Here is a 17,726-nt window from a genome sequence, read left to right as displayed (position 1 = left end):
CCTGAAGCATTGATTGTGATGTTCGTCGTTTCGAAGGATGAGTGCGACCGTTGTATGCAAGTAGACCGCACGACGCTCGCTCAATGCCTGACCAAGCGCTATAAGCCAGCGTAGCACCGAACCCCGACAGAGGGTTTGGTTCGTCCCCCCTCGCACAACTGGCGGGGCAAGGCGTATGCAACGTGCCTACAGAAAGGACATATTGCCGCTATCGGGGGCTGTCGAGCCTATTTTCTTCGGACTGATCGCCACCCTCATTCGACAGGCCGATGTCGAAGGCGTCGCGAACCACCGCCTCCACTGACTTTACCTCCTCGTCGGTCATCTTTTCGAACTCACGGCCGCGCCGTTTCTTGGAAAGCGCACCATTGTTCTGACGGATGAAATTAACGAGGCTGGAGATCATCGCGTCCGGCATCTCAAGGAAATCCTGAATGCGTCGCTTCGCCTCATCGAAACGCGAGAGGTAATCGATCTCGTTTGGCAGGTCGTGCCTGATCGTCTGTACGACGCAAGCATAGAGAAATTCGGTCAACTCCGTGTAATCTCCAAACCTGTAGAGATCGGTGGTGTCGTTGACGACACGCACGTTTTTCTCCGGTGTCGGCACCCATTCGATAAAGGGCAACAGCGATCCGGTGTAACTACGCAAGCGCGCGCCATACTCCTCCTGGCGTTCAAGAAGTACAGAAGAAATGGGAAAGATCATACCGGCGGGCGTATATCCGCGCTCGGACAGAACATGGTGTATGAGGTACCGATGCAGGCGTCCGTTTCCGTCTTCGAAGGGATGGACGAACACGAAGGCGAAGGCCATGACGGAGGCTTGAAGTACGGCATCGACCCCACTCGATGCCATCCTGCTTCCTGCGGCTATGATCCCTCCGAGAAGATCGTTAATGTCTTCGTGCCGGGCTGAAACGAATTCTGGGAGAGGATCGTCGTTCCAGTCGCGATCGCCAATAAAGCCGCCGGCGTCTCGCAACCCGCGCTTGATGAACCGGTTCTCCTCGATGACAATGTGCTGGAGACGCACGAGTTCGTCCACTGTGATCGGCCGCTTTCCAGATTGGGCGACGGCCCTCATCCAACGCTCGAGGCGGCTTCGCGGCGGGCGCTCGCCTTCGATCTGATAGGATGCCTGGCTATCCGACAGAAGGAGGAAGCTTGCCGCTCGGGCGATGATCCCTTTTCCGATCCTTCCGATGAGCTCTTTGGCTTCGGCGTCCCAGCGGCGGGTGACCGTTTCGACAAGGTATTCGGTACGCCTTAAAACAGGGCAGAATGTGGGTGTGCCGAGAAGATTGTCTCGCACGCGGTGGCGGGGTGAATTCACAGGGATCGATGTGAAGTAGCTCGCAGTGTCAAGCGCTTCAACATAGTTCCCCCGTTCCGCGTCTGGAATGTCAAGGCGTGTACCTGTCAGCCATTCATAGAAGAACCAGATCCGGCGCGTCGCGCTGCTCGTCGGCTCGGCTTCGATCAGCGCCGTGATCTCACTTGCTGGAACGATTTGAAATAGCCTTTTTAGGATCAACAGATCGATTGTCTCGTGCCTCAGCGCGAAAGTCAGATGTCCAAGCAAGCTGTCTTCTGGGGCAAAGCGCTTGTCGAAGATCGTCCAATCCTCATGTGCTCTCCTCGAGCCATAGACGAAGCCCTTCGCGACACACGAGGGGAGACGAACAGGGGCGGCAATCCCGTATTTCTGGACGAGAGTTGCATACCCAACGGGAACCGTATCCGTTGGCACGATACGCTCTTGGAAGACCGCCGGATTTGCGGGATTGACTGTCATGCCCAGCTTCCTTCCTCATCGAAAAACAAGTTACATCATCGAAGGACGATTATTTTCGAGACATGATATCGAAAATCGCTTACATCGGAAATCAATTATCTTTATCGAAAATCGCTTATACAAGATTGATCATATCGAAAATTGATTAATAGTAGGCACAGCCTCATCGAAACGGCAAGTTTCGCATCGAAAATCGATTAGTGACGGAAGCCGATATAGAAAACCAATTAGAATCCCTCATCGACCCGACGAAATCGCCTTTTCGCTCAACAATGCGCTAAATGCGTCATTGCCAAGTTGATGACGCTGCGACCAACCGGTCCACCACCGCGAAATTCAAATATTTGTACGCCGATGCTCTCTATTTTCGTCGCATAATCCACGGGCAACTACGAGGCCGCGCGACGAAGGACGGCATGCGGCCCTGGAGAGCGCTTACGTACCCCGAATTTCGCATTCACATCGGCCATTTTCCGGCTCAGTTTTCCGATGAACGAGGCGGTTCGCCCGAAGCCGAGGAAGACGAAGCACCGGATAAATCTGGCTAGACCTGTTTTCCGTTTACAAGAAACCTCGGCTGAAGCGAACAAAGCAAAATACAGGAACTAATCATTTCTCCGCTCGATCACGGCTTAAAATAAATCTCGCTCACCCGAAACCGCCCATCAATCCGCTTGCACTGGACAATGATATCGATCGCGACGTCGAGCAAACTACGAATATCGCTGCGCTCAAGGTCACGACCACCTTCCGACTCTTTCACGAGCAATGTCAGTTGCTCAAATGCCAGCGCCGCAGAATCGGCATGCACCGTTGTGATCGATCCGGGGTGTCCTGAATTGACATTCCGGATGTAGTAGAAGGCCGAACCGTCGCGCAGCTCCTGTAGAAGAATGCGATCGGGTCGCATCCTTAAGCACGATTCGAGCAAATCTTTCGCGCTGATTTTCGCCAGCCCCTGTTCTCCTTTCGAATAGAAAAGCCTGACGTGATTAGGCTGCGAGATGACCAGCTCCGGCGTATCCTCGATCGATATTATCCGCTCATGCTCCGGGATATGCCGGATCAATGCCTTCGACAGGGTTGTCTTGCCCGATCCGGTCGCGCCTGAGATGATGATGTTTTTGCGCGCAAGAACCGCCGCACGCAGAAACGTCGCGTAATTGCCTGCCTTAAGGATCTTGTCCAACCTCGTATCCGAGGGTTCGACATCACAGTTCGGCGAGGAGACATTGGAAAATAATCCACCCCTTTCGAGATCATCCAACGTCAGCATCACCGACGACGGCTTTCTGATTGTGATGCTGACCGTGCCCTTGGTCGTTGCCGGCGGAACAACGATCTGAATCCGCTCTTCATCTGGCAAAGAGGCCGACAAGACCGGCCGGACCTCATCGATTGCCTGGTTCGAATAGCTTGCAATGGCCCGGGCCAGACGCATCAGCTTCTCGAAACTAAGATCCGGCAGTGCATGATGCTGCCATCCCTCCGTTCCCTCAGTCAGCACTTCACCCGGGCGGTTGACGACGATCTCATAGAGCGACGTATCCTTCAGGAAGCGAGATAGCGGCATAAGCAATTCACGCACGACACCAGCATCTGAAGCTTCCGCCATCTTCCGCCCTACTTCGTCACGTGCGTCGATCGAGGCCTGAAATCTCCCGACACCGCCCGATCGAGGATCCTGTTGCGGGGTTCGGTGACACGCAGACTATAGACGTCGGAAAATTCGAGATCGCGGGCTACAAAAATTGAGACGAGTTCGCCCTGATGCTTTGTCAATGTCGGCACAATATTGATGGATTGCTCGACGGCGATCGCTGCTGCCTGCTGGCCAGCGGTCGTCGTATTCTGCGCCTGAACGTCACTATCCTGCAGCCGGCTGCCGGCATAGGTCGTCGCGTCGCCAACGATGGAGAGCAGGATGGCGCTGCCGAAACGCTCCCACCAATGCGTGTCGACATAGCCATCCATGCCCGCCCGCCCTAGTGCGTCGGTTGCGGGTGAGGCGAGTGTAATAATCACACCTTTTGGCGTCTTTGCCCGGTTCCAAAGCACGAATAGACGCTTCTGGCCCCGGTTTAAGCCGCCTCGATATTCTCCAACGATCTGAGTTCCTTTCTCCATCAGAACGACGCGGCCATTGTCCGAGAGCACATCGCGGTTGATGACGCAGCTGGCGAAGCCCCGCTGATCGGAGGCGAGCGCCGTCTCCAGCACACAGGGAATCGAAGTTCCCATCGCCACGATGAAGTCGCGATTGCCGAGCGTGCCGGCGCGTGATCCTTCCAGATGGGTCGGCGTCAACATCCTGTTGAAGCGCTGATCCTCAGTTTCAGGTTGGGCACTCCCAAGGCTGCCTGGAACAGGGAGATAGTTGGAGGCAGCGTCTTGCGACATGGCGGCTGGTATGTCGCGGCGTTGCGACGAGGACTGCTGTCCATTATAGGCCATCACCGGCGCGCGGCGGGCAGAATCCAACAAAGTGTCCTCGGCAGGTGTGACCTGCTCCTTTGGCGCAGGCGTCGGTAGCAGCACCTCGGGAAGCGGTGCAGGCGGCTTTACCTCTTCCTTCGCTGGCTCGAAGTCAGCCGTCTGGCGAATAACGACCTGGTCGGGCCTTGTCGTCTCTGTCTTTTGCCGGTCACGCATCGACCACAACGAAAACCCAACAAAAGCAACCATCGCCAGAACCACGGCACCACGCTTCAGGAATGGACTGGCCTCGGTTCGCGAATTGACATCAGTCTCGGCGCGCTCACCTGGAATACGGTCTTCCACCTCATCGGCCATCGGCTCCTCCCGCTGCGGCACTTCTCGCCGACACTTTCATGACGCGCTCAACCGAAGGCGATGTGGTGTTGGTGTTCGGATCGATACCGGTCGGATCGTAGGCTTCGTTAAAGATGCAGAGCACGTCGCCTCCCCGCCGCAGGATGAATTTGCGGCCGATCGCATGAACGAGCACGAGATCACCGGCCACCGACTTAGGTACCAGGCTCTCGGTGCCGTCAGAGTTTTCCATATAGATTGCCGGGATTTCCTGATTACCGGTGAAGGCAATGGTCGTGATCTTGCCGTTGTCATAAACGGCGTTCGGTTCCAAGGCTCCTGATCCCTGTGCGGAATAGTGCCAGTTGCGTGGTCCGTATTGCTCATGCAAAGCCAGCACTGAGTCGGCTTGTCCAGCTTGTGCTGCCTGGGTTCGCGCGAGCGCCTCCTGACGACGGCGTTCCGCATCATCGGCCGGATAGCGATACTTGACATAGAAGTAAGTGTCCTGGCCGGCGGCAACCGGACCGTCACGGACCGTCAACTCCATCTGGTAACTGCGCGTCGAACCATCACGACGTGTCGTGACCACGGAGATGTTCGTGACCGGCTGGTTCTCTCGCGCCTTCAGGAAGAGGATATTGCCGGCCGGCGCCACTTCCCAGGCGACCGTGTTACCAAGCGCCACATGGGCAATTTCCTCGTCGGCGGCAAACTCCACCTGGACGGAGGAACGCAGCGAGCCCACGATCCTGGTAATATTGTAAGGCTGATAGTCGACGAAGCGGACCCGACTGTCCTGGGACGCGCCGCGCGGCGTTTCCAGCGCAAGGGCTGCCCATGGCCAGCTAGCAGTCAGGAGCAGTGCAATCAAACAATGATGTTTCAGATGTTTCAATTGATGGCCTCCGGATCGGATCGATAGTCGCTGACGGCGAAGCCGAGCGGATTTATCAGCCGATCGGTCGAGGACATTGGAGCATTCACATAGGAGAAGGTAAGCGTTGCCACCCAATGGGTCGTATGGGTCTCGTCTCCGCGGGTGATGGTACGCATATAGCGGACAGACAGTACATTGGCGTTGATCAGCGAGATGGAAACGATGTTGATCCGCGATGCGGCGCCGCGACCGTAGATATTTTGCGGGGAATCCGGATTGCCGCCGCGATAAATAGCAGCAAAGCGGGTCTGTTCCGGGGCTGTTGAGAGCAGCGAGACCGTGCGAAAATTCTCCTCTGCCTCGCTCCAGACATAACCCTCGCGAGCACGAACATAGCGGGCGGCAAAATATTTAGTCACCGCTTCGTCGTAGGTGCCAGCAGTCGAGGTGAGTGCCGAAACGACATCGACAATACCGGTGGAATTATCGACTCTCACGACAAAAGGCTCGACCGTCTTTAGCGGTGTCAAGCCTACGATGGCGACGATCGAAATTGCCGCAAGCACGCCGGCCGCAGTGGCTACGAACCAGGCAATCCGCGCCGAACGTTCCATCTGGATCATGCGGTCCTGATCGAAGCGCCTGGCCTTATCGAAATAATCCTTGAGACTGTCCCTCGTCACCATCACCGCGGCCCTCCGCATCGGCGATAGGAGTAGCCGACATCAAAATGCACGAAGGCGGCGGGAACGATATCGGGCTTTACCTCGACATAGGCGGGCGGCTCGCCACCGGACTGTGCCGGTGAGGAGGGAGGAGCTTGCGGCGTCGACCGGCTGTCGCCGTCCCTTTGCCACATGGCGCGATTGAGCGGCCGGCGCGAATAGCCGTCGCATTTGGGTGGGGGATAGGAATGTGACGCGCAGCCACCGAGCGTTGATACTACACAAAAAAACACGAATATTCGGATCATCGTGAACCAGCCATCTTGTTTTTGTTTGAAGTTCCACATCAGCCGGTTCTTTCGGAACGAAAGTTGCGGCCAATGGCCCGCGCACTCCGACCAGTCGCTCGCGCCATGTAGGTAGCACCTCGGGCAAGCGTGCCTTCATGCGCGTCGCGTGCCGCGCCATAGCCGTAGGTGAGCGAAGCTCCGCCCGCGGCAAGTGCCGAAGCGATGCCCGGAAGCTGGTAAAAGACGTAGAGGGAGGCAAGGCAAATGGCGCCGAGCGCAACGGGTCGCATCAGTACTTCCCTGTAGCTCTCGATCACTGTGAAGGTGGAATCGATACAGGTAATAAGCAGAGAGCCGACCGCCACAACCAGTACCTGCAGGATCACGAAGTTGGCGAGTTGCCCGATCCACGCTTCGGTGAAGCGGCGTGTCGAGCGGAACATAGCGAGCGCTACGAAAATCGGGCCGATAGCGAGCACGATCGCCAGCGCTAGGCGGGCATAGAGCGAAACGATATAACCGATCGCGGCAACCACGAAGCTTGCTAGGATGACCAGCATGCCACCGAGACCGGTAACGATATCGACACCCCATGAGGCACGCGACCAGATCTCTTTCGCGCATTTCTGGCCTTTATCCAGTAGGCTGTCGAAGGTCGAGGCGCTTGGTATCGTACCGGAGTTCAACGCCTGTGAAATCTCCTTGGGCAAGGTGTCGAAGAAGATGCTGCCGATATAAGTCTGGTACTCGCGAGCATTCGTGACCAGCATCAGGATGATGGCAAGTTTCATTGCCCGAAAGGCGAAATCCATGATCGGTTCGTCGACTGATCCACGCAGGATCAAGAAGCCGTAGAGAATGACATAAAGGGTCAATGCCGCCGTCAATGGCCCCGTAACCCAACTGGCGATATTCGACGTACCTGACGATATGAAATTCTCCAGCGGCGCCTTGAACTGCCCATCGACGAAGGCAAAGATCTGATACATGCCTCAGCCTCCGAGTGCTTTGCCCATGCGTTCCATGCGCGATTTCCAATCAGCCGCCTCGGCATTCACGCAATTCGGCGTCGCTCGCAATTCGCCGGGATTGCTTTTGCACTTGGCGATGAGATCCGACAGCAGCGTCTGGTTTGCCATCAGCTCGTCGACCGAATAGGTGCGTTCGGGCTGCTTCGAGCAGCCGAACAAGGAGACACCAAGTGTGAGGAGAACAAGAAACTTCATTGAAGGGCCGCTCCCATTGTATCCATGCGCTTGCGCCAATCCTCGGCCCTGCGCTGCTCATCGACCTGAACCTGGGCCTGCTGCACCATCTGCAACCCCTGCATCCTGAGCATATCGGTCTGGAGAAAGGCCGTTTCGGCTTGCAGCCGCGCCTGCAGATCGGCGATGTCCTTGGCGTCGCTCGCCGAAGAGATTTGCCGGCGTAATTGATCAATCCCGTCAATCCGTTTGGTCGCAGCGTCGTAGATTTGCTGGCCGAGGCTCATCTGCCCGGCATTCTTGTTCTGAAGACGCGACAGTTCCTGAGCGTAAAAGTCATTGGCGCTCGTTTTGTAGGTCGAATTGTCGGTCAAGAACTTTGAGGCGGCATCGCCAATCGCGCCTGAACCTGAGCCCTTGAGCAGGCTTTCGACGGCAGAAAAGTCCCCTGGCAATGCCTTGCGGATCGCCGGATCGTTCAACAGGCTGGCGACGTCGGCCATATTGGTCAGCTTGTTTAGCGAGCCGTAGAGCTGCTGGGCCTGCTGGAGTTGCTGGTTCAGCGCGCCAAGCTGCGATTTCAGTTGGGTTATGCTTTCGATCTGCTTGGCAATCGCCGTCTGGTCGATAACAGGGATACCCTGTGCGTCGGCTGCATACGAAGAAAGGAACAGTACTAACGCTGTCATAGGAAGCATTCTGCTCTGCGCCATCAGCTTGCACTCCTTGTCTGTTGGAATATCCGCAGCCATTCGTCCCGGTCATCGCCAAGCTCCGCCCGGATCGCCTCGGCAAGTTCCACGTTTGCCGTTCGCCCCGACAGGATTGCGAGCTCATCGTCGAAACCGTTGAGATTGAGTTCGGCGACAACACTGTTGTGACCCTGTTTAACAATGAAGCGCCGGCTTTCAGCGGAGAGCTCGCGGGCAACCAACTCGAATTCGCGTTCGGTGAGCTTGAAGCCACCGACATAGTCGTCTCGATTACCGCGGGAATTCGGCAGGAAAACCTGTGTTGGGCACTGCTCGATGATCGTATGCGCGATTGGTGAGTTAATGGCGTCGCGCGGGCTTTGCGTGGCAAACAGCATCAAGCCGTTCTGCTTGCGAATGGTCTTGAGCTTGTTCTGGGCAAGGTCAAGAAAGCTCTCGTCCTGCAACGCCTTCCAGAACTCGTCGATGACGATGATAATCCGTCGGCCATCGATCAATTGTTCGACGCGATAGAAAAGATAAGCCATCAAGGGATTACGGATTTCCTCATTGTCGAGAAAATCGGTCATATCGTAGCCGAGAAATTTAGCGCCGATACCGATCTCATCGGCCTCGTTGTCGAAGACCCAACCAAGCGGTCCGCCTCTTTCCCACCGACGCAGGCGCGCGGCGATCCCTTCCGGATCGGTATTGTTGAGAAAGGTGCGCAAAGCGCCGATCGTGCGCTGCTCTTTCGGAAGATCGGCAAGACCATCGATCGCCAGCGCGATATCGCTGACATCGCTGACCGAAAAATTACGCACCGCCGTACCGGCTAGCTTGGCGATAAATCGTGCCAGGAATATCTTGTTCTCCGGTGTCAGCTCTAAGGCTTTCAGCGGTGCACATCCGGTCGGAAGCCCGTTCTTCAGCGGCAAATAGGTCCCGCCGGCAGCACGGACGAAGAGGTCGGCGCCGCGATCCTTGTCGAAGAAGACCATGTGCGGGTCATGCTTTTCGAGTTGCGACAGCATGAAATTGAGAAGTACGGTCTTGCCAGCACCCGACGGACCGCAGACGAAGGTGTTGCCGAGATCGCCATAGTGGAAATTGAAATAGAACGGCGAGCCCGACGCCGTCTTCAGCATGGCGACGGCTGGTCCCCATTCGTTGCCGTCCTTCCTACCCATAGGATAGGAATGAAACGGAGAAAGTGCTGCAAAATTCCGCGAGGTGATCGCACCGGAACGGGCCCGATACCGAAAATTACCGGGCAATTGTGCCCACCATGCAGCTTCGAGCCCTAGATCCTCGCGCGCCACGACAGCGCCACCATTGGTCAGATGTGAGCGCGCCTTCGCGAGATTGTCAGCAAGGCCTTTGACAGATGAAGCGAAGACCCCGAGGGTCAGATGGTGCTCGCCGAGCACGAAACGGTTCGATTCCAGCTCGTCCATTGCCGCATCGAGCTCTTCTATCTGAGAGGCCGCCTTGTCGACCGCACTCACCATTTGGTTCTGCTTGCGGCCCATGACGGTGCGGGCATCGGTTTTGGACCTGAACGCGAAGGACTGAGTGAGGATCAGTTCGAAAGGTGCCGTCAGAATGCCGTCCAGCATACCGCCGCGTGTTCGTGCCGGATATTCCTTGAAACCGAACATGCCGGCGTAACGGCTTGTCCCTTCATCGCGGATCTCGACGGTCTCGCGCCCGAAGATCACACGATCAGAATAGATCGCCGAGGAGATCTTGCCTTCAGTCAATGGTACGGGTTCTCGGCGGCCGCCGATCAACTGATGCAGCACCTCGCTCGGTTCGGAAAACAGGATGCCGTTCTGATCGTAAAGCGACAGCACGCGCGGCGCAAAGCGTCTCAGTCCCGCAATGACATCGGTTACCTTGTCCCGGAGATGCTTCAGACTGTCCTCATCGAGCTCGACTGCGGCTCGTTGGGCCTTGCGAAGTCGTGACAGCAGATTTGCGAGCCGTTCAGCCGGATCGCGTCCGGGATGCCAAAGCAGGGTGAGATAGAGATCGTTGCGGAACAGGTCCTCGCTCACCATCCGCTCGCGATACTTGCCATTCAACGTTGCCGAGAAGGAATTGGTGAACTCGCCGTCGGGATAAGAGTTGTCGCGCCGGCGGATGAGATGGGTCCAGATTGCCAGACGCTCGTCCGCAATGTTGCGGTAGAGCGTGTTGAGATCGCGCTGCAGACTGTTCAGATCGATAGCATCGATTGTCTCGAACGATACGCCCTCCAAAGCGATCATCGCTAGCAACGCCCGGGAATCGAGTGCGATCACGGTCTCATCCACGTGGCGGACATAGGGGATGAACGTTTCCGGCTCGAGTTCACGGAATTTGAGACGGGACACATTAGGCATGGCCAAGGTCCCTTTCGTCATAGTGTCGCACTAGCCTCAACGGTGTCAGCGAAGCACCACTCCAGTAGGCGCCGTTGCGCGAACGACCACGGGTTTCGATCCAGGCCAGCAGAATGCGGAACATGTTGTGGTCATGCTTGACGAGCGAGCGAAAAATGAAATGAAAGACCACACCGACAAGCCCATAGGCAATCGAGCCAGCTACAATGTAGAGGATGGTCGTCAGTATAATGTTGACGCCCATGGCCTCCATCGTCACCCCGGCGATCATTGCTGGCCGGGTGCAGGCCAGGAAAAGGGTGTCTTCCTCAAGCGAAACCTTCTCCAGCATCATCTTCAACCCCCGGAAATCGTGCTGACGATCTGCGAGGCGCCAAAGAGAATGCCGATACCAAGCACGACATAGGCGGCCTTGCGAAGATCGAGGTAACCGAACATCCAGGCGATGCCGACGATGATGACAGCGATCGTTGCCAAGAGCTTCGCGACGTTGCCGGTGAGCAAGGTGACGATATTCTGCAGAACCGTCTCGATCCCGCCGGCGCCCTGTGCGAAGGCTGGCTCGATCATGGCGGTCGAAAGGACAATTGCCATCGCAACGGCGACGCCAAATGCACGAATATTTATCCTCGACATCATTCAGACTGCTCCGGTTGATCATTTTGGAAGACCAGCGCAGATGATTGCCGCGCTGCGTGGAAGACATCCCAAGGCGGTGGTTTCGCCGACAGGTCGGGCAAAGGCCTTTCTTCACCGTTCAAGGATGGATCATTGGTCTGGGGTTCGGGTACCGTCGGCCGCCCGACGCTCTGCCCTATCGCAATGGCGGATAGCGTTTTCGAAAGCCGTTTGGCCTCGCTTTGGACCTGATCGTCATACTGCGCCATCTTTCCGACTGAAGGATCGGACCGCCCGTAGTAGGATTGCAGCATCACGCGCTCCGCTTGCTGCAATGTCGCGCCGGCATGCACGGCCAAACGATAATAACCATCGAGCAGTGTCGCCGTTGCCTTGAGGTTGAGGCATGGATCGAAGGCGTCTGAGATGCTGAGATCAAACTTGCGCAATTCGGCGATGCCAATGCCGCCAAGCCCTAGCTGGACATCTTTATGCTCCGCCATCAGCGACGTTGCGGTTTCGATCGCCTCAGCCTTGCTCTTCGGCTGCTCATGAAGAGATGAGCTCCCCCGCACGCGAATATCAAAAGGCTGGAACTGGCTTTCGAGACTGACAACCGCTGCAAGCGTTTCGATCGCGATCGCCGGCGCACAGGTCTGGGCAAGATCGGTGAAGGAGACGGCCATGATCAGTACCACACGCGCTGGCTTCCCGCGCCGTCGATGGTCACATCGACATAATGGGGTTGTGATCGCACATTCGGCCGCGCCGTCGGATAACCCATGCACTGCATGTGGCGGCCATCCCGTTGCCAGCGCGCCGATACCACCAGCCCATCGTCTCTAGCGCCACTATTACGACCGGAGGCGCAATAGCCGCCGTCAACCTTGGAAAGGGTTCGCGAAACGCAGGTCTGCTGTTGGCCGCGCTCGCCATAACGTGTCGTCAGGCGATAGCTGCCACTGCAGAAATAGGGCTCGTAACCAGGACGCGATGCCCGGAAGCCGACACCGCTGCAGGTGGGAAAGGAATGCCCCTTTGCAAGCTCCTGCCAGAGCTTGCTGATAGGCGGACGGCAAGCAGCATATTGTGTAGGTCCACCCGGATTGGAAAGACACAGGATAACCTGACATCCCCAGTCATCGGCGCGCGCATACCGCTCGGAAATGAGGTATAAAGGGATGCAGCCGGTAATGGCTAAGATTGTTCCAACCAGAAGGCGTTTCATCAGCATGATCCTTCGATGTGGCGATATCAAACGATCCGTTCGGCGACGAATCTGGCGCTGCTCGTAATTTATACTGATTTATATAATGCAGTTAAAAAGATGACAAGTACCCTAACCACCCAGTGGAACAGTCTTTCGTTTGCAGCATTCATCCTGCATGAGATCATGGATCATCCGCAGGAGGACGAGACACCGCAATCCCGGCTAAAACAGGTCGGCATGATGAGTGTTCTTTACATCATGAACCAAGCTCATCAGGCACTAACTATCTCAAATATAGTTGAAATTACGAAGCTCACGCGTATGGGCGTGACGGAGACAATCGAACCGTTGTTGAAACGTGGGATCCTGACGGAGACGTTCGTGAAAAATTCGATGGGCCGCGGTAAGGCCCGTCAATTTGAGATCGCGCCGGAGATTTTCGAGAAGCTTAGGAGCTTTCAGGCGCGGTGATCGATCATCTCAGCGGCCGAATCAAACTGAATTAAAATAACCAATAAAAACCCAGAAGCGCGCAAACAGAGCGACTATGCTAATGTCCTTGAGCCACTCTTTCGCAAGCCCAGTGGCTTGAACACATAACCAGCTGCATGGACGGTGCGAATGGCAGCACGACATCCGGGCAATTCTCCCAGCGCCTTGCGTAAGCGGCCAATGTGAACGTCCACCGTTCGCGGCGTGACTTCGGCGGAAGCCGGCCAAGCCGAGGCAATGAGCTCGGACCGGCTGCAGAGCTGTCCCTGCCTGTTCATCAGATGACATAAAATATTGAACTCGATTGGCGGCAGCGCAAAATCGCGACCGTTGCATTGTATTCGGCGGCTGTCGACGTCGACTTCCAGGTCGGCAAAACCCAGCGACGCAGCCATTTTAGAGTTGGCCGTTTCCATGACTTGTCCCGTCGCCTGCCTGAGAGATGTCAGCAACTTCTCCGGTGAAAGCGGCCTGAAGAGGAAGTCATCAACACCGGCTTGCAGCAAGGCCAGATGAAGCGGCTGCGCGTCGCCTCGCAAGAGCGCAATCAGACGGACCTCGTTGTCATGTGTGGTGGATCGCCTGATTTCGCCACATATGGAAACGGCATCCTGGGTTTCCTGAGTGCAATCGAAAAGGACTGCACGCGGTAAGCGGTTCGCGCAGGAAGCCAGAACATCCTTGGCGCTGCAAGCCAAAGAGGGGATAAAGCCTTCCGTCTTCAGAATATAGCTAAACGGCAGGAACAGCTCTGCATCGGAGGTCCAGATAATGACTTCGTTGCAGGCCACCACTTCGCGCTTCACTGCCGCGTGGGAGCGCTTGAAGTTGGACGCGCCGGACCGTGTGAGGGCTCTAGGCTGGCGCATATTCGCCCCCGTTGATATCGAGGATAGCCCCATTCACGAAACCCGCCTCCTCCGACGCCAGGAAGGCAACGGCAGCAGCAATGTCCTCCGGCGTCCCCAATCTGGCAGAAGGAATGCGTGCAACCGCTTCCCGATTGGCTGGCGTATTGGGATCCCCAATCAAGGGCGTCAAGATCCTGCCGGGCGCCACGAGATTAACCGTTATGCCGAAAGGACCGCACGACCCGACAAGCGCTCGCATCAGGCCGGCCAGTGCTGCCTTGCTGGCGGCGTAAGCGCCACCGGCGATGCGAGGGCGTGTGCGCCCAGCGAGCGATCCGATCAAAATGATGCGTCCGAATCCCGCCTGTCGCATTCCTCGAAGGACCGCCTGACAACATAACATGGTGCCGGTCAGATTAACGGCTAGCACTTCGTTCCATTCCTCCAGCGCGATATCCTCGAACTGCCGAGGACCAGCGAGGCCTTTGGGCGATATCCCCGCATTGCAGACGAGAATTTCGGCATCTCCCCAGCTGGATGAGAGCTCTTCGAAGAAGTTGGCAACAGCCACAGGATCCGACAGATCGACCACTCGGCCCGAGACGCGTCCAGATCCGAACTCCGCGGATAGCGTGGCAGTTGCGTCAGTCACAGTTTTAGCGCTGTGACTGAAGACGGCGACGCGATGCCCAGCCGCCAGTAGCTTTCGCGCCGTCGCCAATCCGATACCGCTCGTCCCTCCTGTCACGACGGCGATGCGAGACGGCTCTGGCATCATGCAGCCTCATCCAGGCCGGTAAACAAGGACAACGCGGGATGAGCCTCAGGATCTGTCGTGACCTCGATAAACAGCGGTCCCTTGCCTGCCAGTCCACCCTGTAGATGAGCCGTGAGCTCGGCTGGATCCTCAACGCGCACTGCCGGGCATCCGCAGGCTTGAGCGATCTTCATATGATCGACAGGCGCAAAATGGCACGCCGATGTGAAGCGCCCGAACTTCACGGTCTCGGCATCCCGCTGGAAACCGAGGATACCGTTATTGAGAAGGATGATGGTTACGGGAAGATCGGAGCGAACCATGGTTTCCATCTCCGCCCAGCTATGGGCGAACCCGCCGTCGCCAATGATGGCGACCACCGGATGCTCGGGTCTAGCTGCCTTTGCGCCAAGAGCCAGGGGCAGGCCCCATCCCAGCCCCGCAAGACCGCGCGGCGTCAGGAACCGCATTCCTGAAGCAAGCGATCGCAGTTGGCCAACAACCCACATCGACGAATAGCTTGCATCCGCAACGACGGTCGTCTGCGGTGTCAATGCTGCCTGCAGTTCTGCCATGATGCGTTCCGGTCGGATCGGCGACGCGGTGGCATGGATGAGCTGATGCCGATCCTCATCGAACCGCCGCCAGCACTCGGCTATGCGGCTGGTAACAGCAGCCCGTTGGTCCCGGCGTTGGGATAGATCTTGCCCGTTCAGGGCATGAACAAGCTCTCTAAGCGTCTCACGCGCGTCCCCGACCAGGCGCAGCGCTTGATAATTGCGGCCGATTTCCTGAGGGTCGACATCGATGTGGATCACCTGAGCACCAGTAGGAATTTGCCGCCAGCTATCCGTGCCGTTCTGATTGGTTCGCGTTCCAATCAGAATGACAAGGTCCGCGTCAGCGACCAGAGCAGCCGTGTGGCGCCCGAGTGACCGCGGACCCACGAGTGATCCTAAGACGCCGGCCGAAAGCGGATGATATTCATTAACCGCACCCTTGCCCATGTTGGTGGTCAAAATTGGGAGTACAGCCAGATCCTGCAACATGGCCAGTTCATGGCAGGCATCGCTGCCGAGGACACCCCCACCCGCGATTGCCACGGGAGTGTGGGCGTTCGCGATCAACTGCGCTGCCTTTTGCAAACTCACGCGATCAGGGGACGACCGATCAAGCGGCCAATGGCCAAGATTCAAAGATCGTGATGGCGTTTTGAGACCAAGCTCCGAGCGCAACAGATCGGCAGGTAACAGCAACGCAACCGGCCCGGGTCGACCGGAGGCAGCGGCGGTGAAGGCGGCATCAACATAGTCCTCGATTCGCTCCGGGACCATGATCCTGCGCACCCATTTCGTGCAAGATTGGAAGAGGGCGATATGATCGAGCTCCTGGAACGCGTTCCGATCCATCTGATCGCGCTCGACCTCCTGCACAAGTGCCACGACCGGAACGCTCGCCTTGAGCGCTTCGGCCATGGGGGGCACCAGCAGCGTGGCAGCCGGACCATTCTGGGCAGCCACCACGCCGATCTTTCCGGATCGTCGAGCATAGCCATCAGCCATGGCGCCGCCCATATTCTCCTGCCGGTAAGCGATCTGGCGAATGCCTGCCGCTTCGGCAGCCAGGATGAGGGCTGATGGTAAGCTCTGGGCAAATATATGGGTGACGTCATGGCGCACCAGCGAGCGAGCTAGGCATTCGGCGACAGTTTCCAGGGAATTCGTGCTCATGCGATTGCTCCAGCAAAATCGGCTTCGTAGGTTTCGAGGAAATCGCCGAAGACTTCGACGATCAAATCAAGATCGGTATTCGTCATGGCCGTGGAGAGGCAGGCAGCGGCGCCAAAGGGCAGGAGGATATCGAGCTGACGAAAATGGCTTGTCAGATTGGTCATCCAACTGTTCTGTTCCGGTGTCGGGAAAGCCTGCCGATAGTCACGGGGCACCTGCCGCTTGGGGTGGATGCGAAAAAGCGAAGCCGATCCGGTGACGACAAATGGAGCGTTATGACGCGCGATGGCAGCAGAAAGGCCGTCGCGCACATGCGCACCCATCTCATCAAGACGCTCGAAGCTTGCCGATGTCAGTGCCTCCATAGCCACCCTTCCCGCGACCATCGACACAGGATTGGCCGAAAAGGTGCCGCCCTGTGGCACCGCCGGCCTTGCGCCCGAGCCTGAAAACACCCCCATCACCTCCTTGCGGCCACCAACCGCGCCGACCGGAAAGCCGCCGCCGATGATCTTTCCGGCAGCAATAAGATCCGGCACGAGCCCGAAACGCGCCGATGCACCGCGATATCCCTGTCGAAGATTCAGCACTTCATCGGCTACGACGAGAATGCCATATTGTCGGGCCAGATCGGAAACGGCTTCGATGAAGGCTGGCTCAGGGGTGAGCAAACCCGCCCTGCTTGGCATGGGATCAATTAAGATGCAGGCAAGGTCGCCACCCGACGCGGCCAATCTTCGCTCCAGGCCTTCAACATCGTTGAAACGGATCACATCGACCTCATCGGCAACACTTTTGGGCGCGCCGGCATAAGAGGTTGTGGATGCAGGGCCGTCGGCTGGTCCCCAGGATGCAGGCGACGCGCCCTGGCTTACCTCGGCCCAATCATAGGCGCCGTGATAGGCTCCTTCGACGCGGGCAATGCGCGACCGCCCTGTAAAGGCGCGTGCCGCCTTGATAGCGAACATGACGGCCTCAGTGCCGCTATTGACGAAGCGAATCTGCTCGATCGCGGGAATGCGCTGCACGAGCAATTCCGCCAATCCAAGCTCGTGCTCCGTTGGATTGGAAAAGCAGGTTCCTTTCTGCAGGAGATCTGCGATCGCGTCGGCAACGGGCAGGTAACCGTGACCATGAATCAGGGTCGTGAAATTGTTATTGAGGTCGAGGAGCCGATTGCCATCGACATCAATCAGATAGGCACCCTCGCCACGGGAAATATACGTCGGCAGGGGATCGCGTTCGACGGTGACACGCGTGGTTCCATCGGGGAACACGATCTGCCCTCGCTCGAAAAAATACTGCGAGCGCGATCTGAGCGCTGCGCGCCGAAATGATGGAAAATCCTGATGAAGCATGCCTTGCCCTCTCCATGCAGA

The 17,726-nt window shown here is 57.2% G+C and carries 19 protein-coding genes; 1 reads left to right on the top strand and 18 read right to left on the bottom strand.

The genetic code is table 11. The annotated features are described in order from the left end of the window. Window positions 1–208: 208 nt before the first annotated feature. From AC13QE_RS16195 to AC13QE_RS16130, 14 genes are all read right to left on the bottom strand, one after another. The gene (locus AC13QE_RS16195; protein WP_488484419.1) at window positions 209–1,798 is read right to left on the bottom strand and encodes a Fic family protein; all 1,590 of its coding nucleotides are present in this window, start codon (window positions 1,796–1,798) and stop codon (window positions 209–211) included. A 625-nt stretch (window positions 1,799–2,423) separates the two neighbouring features. Then, entirely contained in the window at window positions 2,424–3,413 is a 990-nt protein-coding gene (virB11, locus tag AC13QE_RS16190) for a P-type DNA transfer ATPase VirB11 (protein ID WP_488484418.1), read from the bottom strand. A gap of 8 nt (window positions 3,414–3,421) precedes the next feature. After that, the gene (gene virB10 / locus AC13QE_RS16185) at window positions 3,422–4,591 is read right to left on the bottom strand and encodes a type IV secretion system protein VirB10 (protein WP_488484417.1); all 1,170 of its coding nucleotides are present in this window, start codon (window positions 4,589–4,591) and stop codon (window positions 3,422–3,424) included. Beyond that, complete coding sequence (virB9, locus tag AC13QE_RS16180) at window positions 4,581–5,459, bottom strand: P-type conjugative transfer protein VirB9 (RefSeq protein WP_488484575.1); 879 nt, start codon at window positions 5,457–5,459, stop codon at window positions 4,581–4,583. The genes virB10 and virB9 overlap by 11 nt, the downstream gene beginning before the upstream one ends. Before the next feature lie 5 nt (window positions 5,460–5,464). Beyond that, window positions 5,465–6,136 (bottom strand): VirB8 family type IV secretion system protein, encoded by a 672-nt coding sequence (locus AC13QE_RS16175; protein ID WP_488484574.1) that lies wholly within the window; start codon window positions 6,134–6,136, stop codon window positions 5,465–5,467. Further along, a complete protein-coding gene (locus AC13QE_RS16170; RefSeq protein WP_488484573.1) occupies window positions 6,136–6,423 on the bottom strand; it encodes a hypothetical protein in 288 nt (95 codons plus the stop codon). The genes AC13QE_RS16175 and AC13QE_RS16170 overlap by 1 nt, the downstream gene beginning before the upstream one ends. A gap of 38 nt (window positions 6,424–6,461) precedes the next feature. Then, on the bottom strand, window positions 6,462–7,394 hold the full coding sequence (locus tag AC13QE_RS16165; protein WP_488484416.1) for a TrbL/VirB6 family protein: 933 nt from the start codon (window positions 7,392–7,394) through the stop codon (window positions 6,462–6,464). Window positions 7,395–7,397: 3 nt separating this feature from the next. Then, window positions 7,398–7,631 (bottom strand): EexN family lipoprotein, encoded by a 234-nt coding sequence (locus AC13QE_RS16160; protein WP_095433288.1) that lies wholly within the window; start codon window positions 7,629–7,631, stop codon window positions 7,398–7,400. Further along, the gene (gene virB5, locus AC13QE_RS16155; protein WP_488484415.1) at window positions 7,628–8,323 is read right to left on the bottom strand and encodes a P-type DNA transfer protein VirB5; all 696 of its coding nucleotides are present in this window, start codon (window positions 8,321–8,323) and stop codon (window positions 7,628–7,630) included. The genes AC13QE_RS16160 and virB5 overlap by 4 nt, the downstream gene beginning before the upstream one ends. Then, window positions 8,323–10,689 carry a VirB4 family type IV secretion/conjugal transfer ATPase gene (locus AC13QE_RS16150; RefSeq protein WP_488484414.1) on the bottom strand — a complete coding sequence of 789 codons (2,367 nt, stop codon included), beginning with the start codon at window positions 10,687–10,689 and terminating at the stop codon, window positions 8,323–8,325. Before AC13QE_RS16150 ends, virB5 begins: the two co-directional genes overlap by 1 nt. Next, a complete protein-coding gene (locus tag AC13QE_RS16145) occupies window positions 10,682–11,020 on the bottom strand; it encodes a VirB3 family type IV secretion system protein (protein WP_349958986.1) in 339 nt (112 codons plus the stop codon). Before AC13QE_RS16145 ends, AC13QE_RS16150 begins: the two co-directional genes overlap by 8 nt. Window positions 11,021–11,025: 5 nt before the next feature. Continuing rightward, entirely contained in the window at window positions 11,026–11,328 is a 303-nt protein-coding gene (locus tag AC13QE_RS16140; RefSeq protein WP_488484413.1) for a TrbC/VirB2 family type IV secretion system protein, read from the bottom strand. After that, a complete protein-coding gene (locus AC13QE_RS16135; RefSeq protein WP_488484572.1) occupies window positions 11,325–11,993 on the bottom strand; it encodes a lytic transglycosylase domain-containing protein in 669 nt (222 codons plus the stop codon). Before AC13QE_RS16135 ends, AC13QE_RS16140 begins: the two co-directional genes overlap by 4 nt. Window positions 11,994–11,995: 2 nt before the next feature. Next, window positions 11,996–12,535 carry a hypothetical protein gene (locus AC13QE_RS16130; protein ID WP_488484412.1) on the bottom strand — a complete coding sequence of 180 codons (540 nt, stop codon included), beginning with the start codon at window positions 12,533–12,535 and terminating at the stop codon, window positions 11,996–11,998. Between the two features lie 99 nt (window positions 12,536–12,634). Here AC13QE_RS16130 and AC13QE_RS16125 point away from each other — a divergent pair, with 99 nt between their 5' ends. Further along, complete coding sequence (locus tag AC13QE_RS16125) at window positions 12,635–12,988, top strand: MarR family transcriptional regulator (protein WP_488484571.1); 354 nt, start codon at window positions 12,635–12,637, stop codon at window positions 12,986–12,988. 74 nt (window positions 12,989–13,062) lie between these two features. Here AC13QE_RS16125 and AC13QE_RS16120 read toward each other — a convergent pair whose 3' ends face one another. The 4 genes from AC13QE_RS16120 to AC13QE_RS16105 are packed head-to-tail and all read right to left on the bottom strand — an operon-like array spanning window position 13,063 to window position 17,705. Further along, on the bottom strand, window positions 13,063–13,878 hold the full coding sequence (locus tag AC13QE_RS16120) for a winged helix-turn-helix transcriptional regulator (protein ID WP_488484411.1): 816 nt from the start codon (window positions 13,876–13,878) through the stop codon (window positions 13,063–13,065). Continuing rightward, a complete protein-coding gene (gene fabG / locus AC13QE_RS16115) occupies window positions 13,865–14,638 on the bottom strand; it encodes a 3-oxoacyl-ACP reductase FabG (RefSeq protein ID WP_488484410.1) in 774 nt (257 codons plus the stop codon). Before fabG ends, AC13QE_RS16120 begins: the two co-directional genes overlap by 14 nt. Further along, window positions 14,635–16,347 carry an acetolactate synthase catalytic subunit gene (locus tag AC13QE_RS16110; protein ID WP_488484409.1) on the bottom strand — a complete coding sequence of 571 codons (1,713 nt, stop codon included), beginning with the start codon at window positions 16,345–16,347 and terminating at the stop codon, window positions 14,635–14,637. Before AC13QE_RS16110 ends, fabG begins: the two co-directional genes overlap by 4 nt. Continuing rightward, complete coding sequence (locus tag AC13QE_RS16105) at window positions 16,344–17,705, bottom strand: aspartate aminotransferase family protein (protein WP_488484408.1); 1,362 nt, start codon at window positions 17,703–17,705, stop codon at window positions 16,344–16,346. The genes AC13QE_RS16110 and AC13QE_RS16105 overlap by 4 nt, the downstream gene beginning before the upstream one ends. Between the last annotated feature and the right edge of the window lie 21 nt (window positions 17,706–17,726).

The sequence above is a fragment of the Martinezella sp. CNPSo 3957 genome (assembly GCF_057784395.1).
Note: the sequence above shows the minus strand (reverse complement) of the source record. Positions and strands in the feature narration are given on the sequence as shown.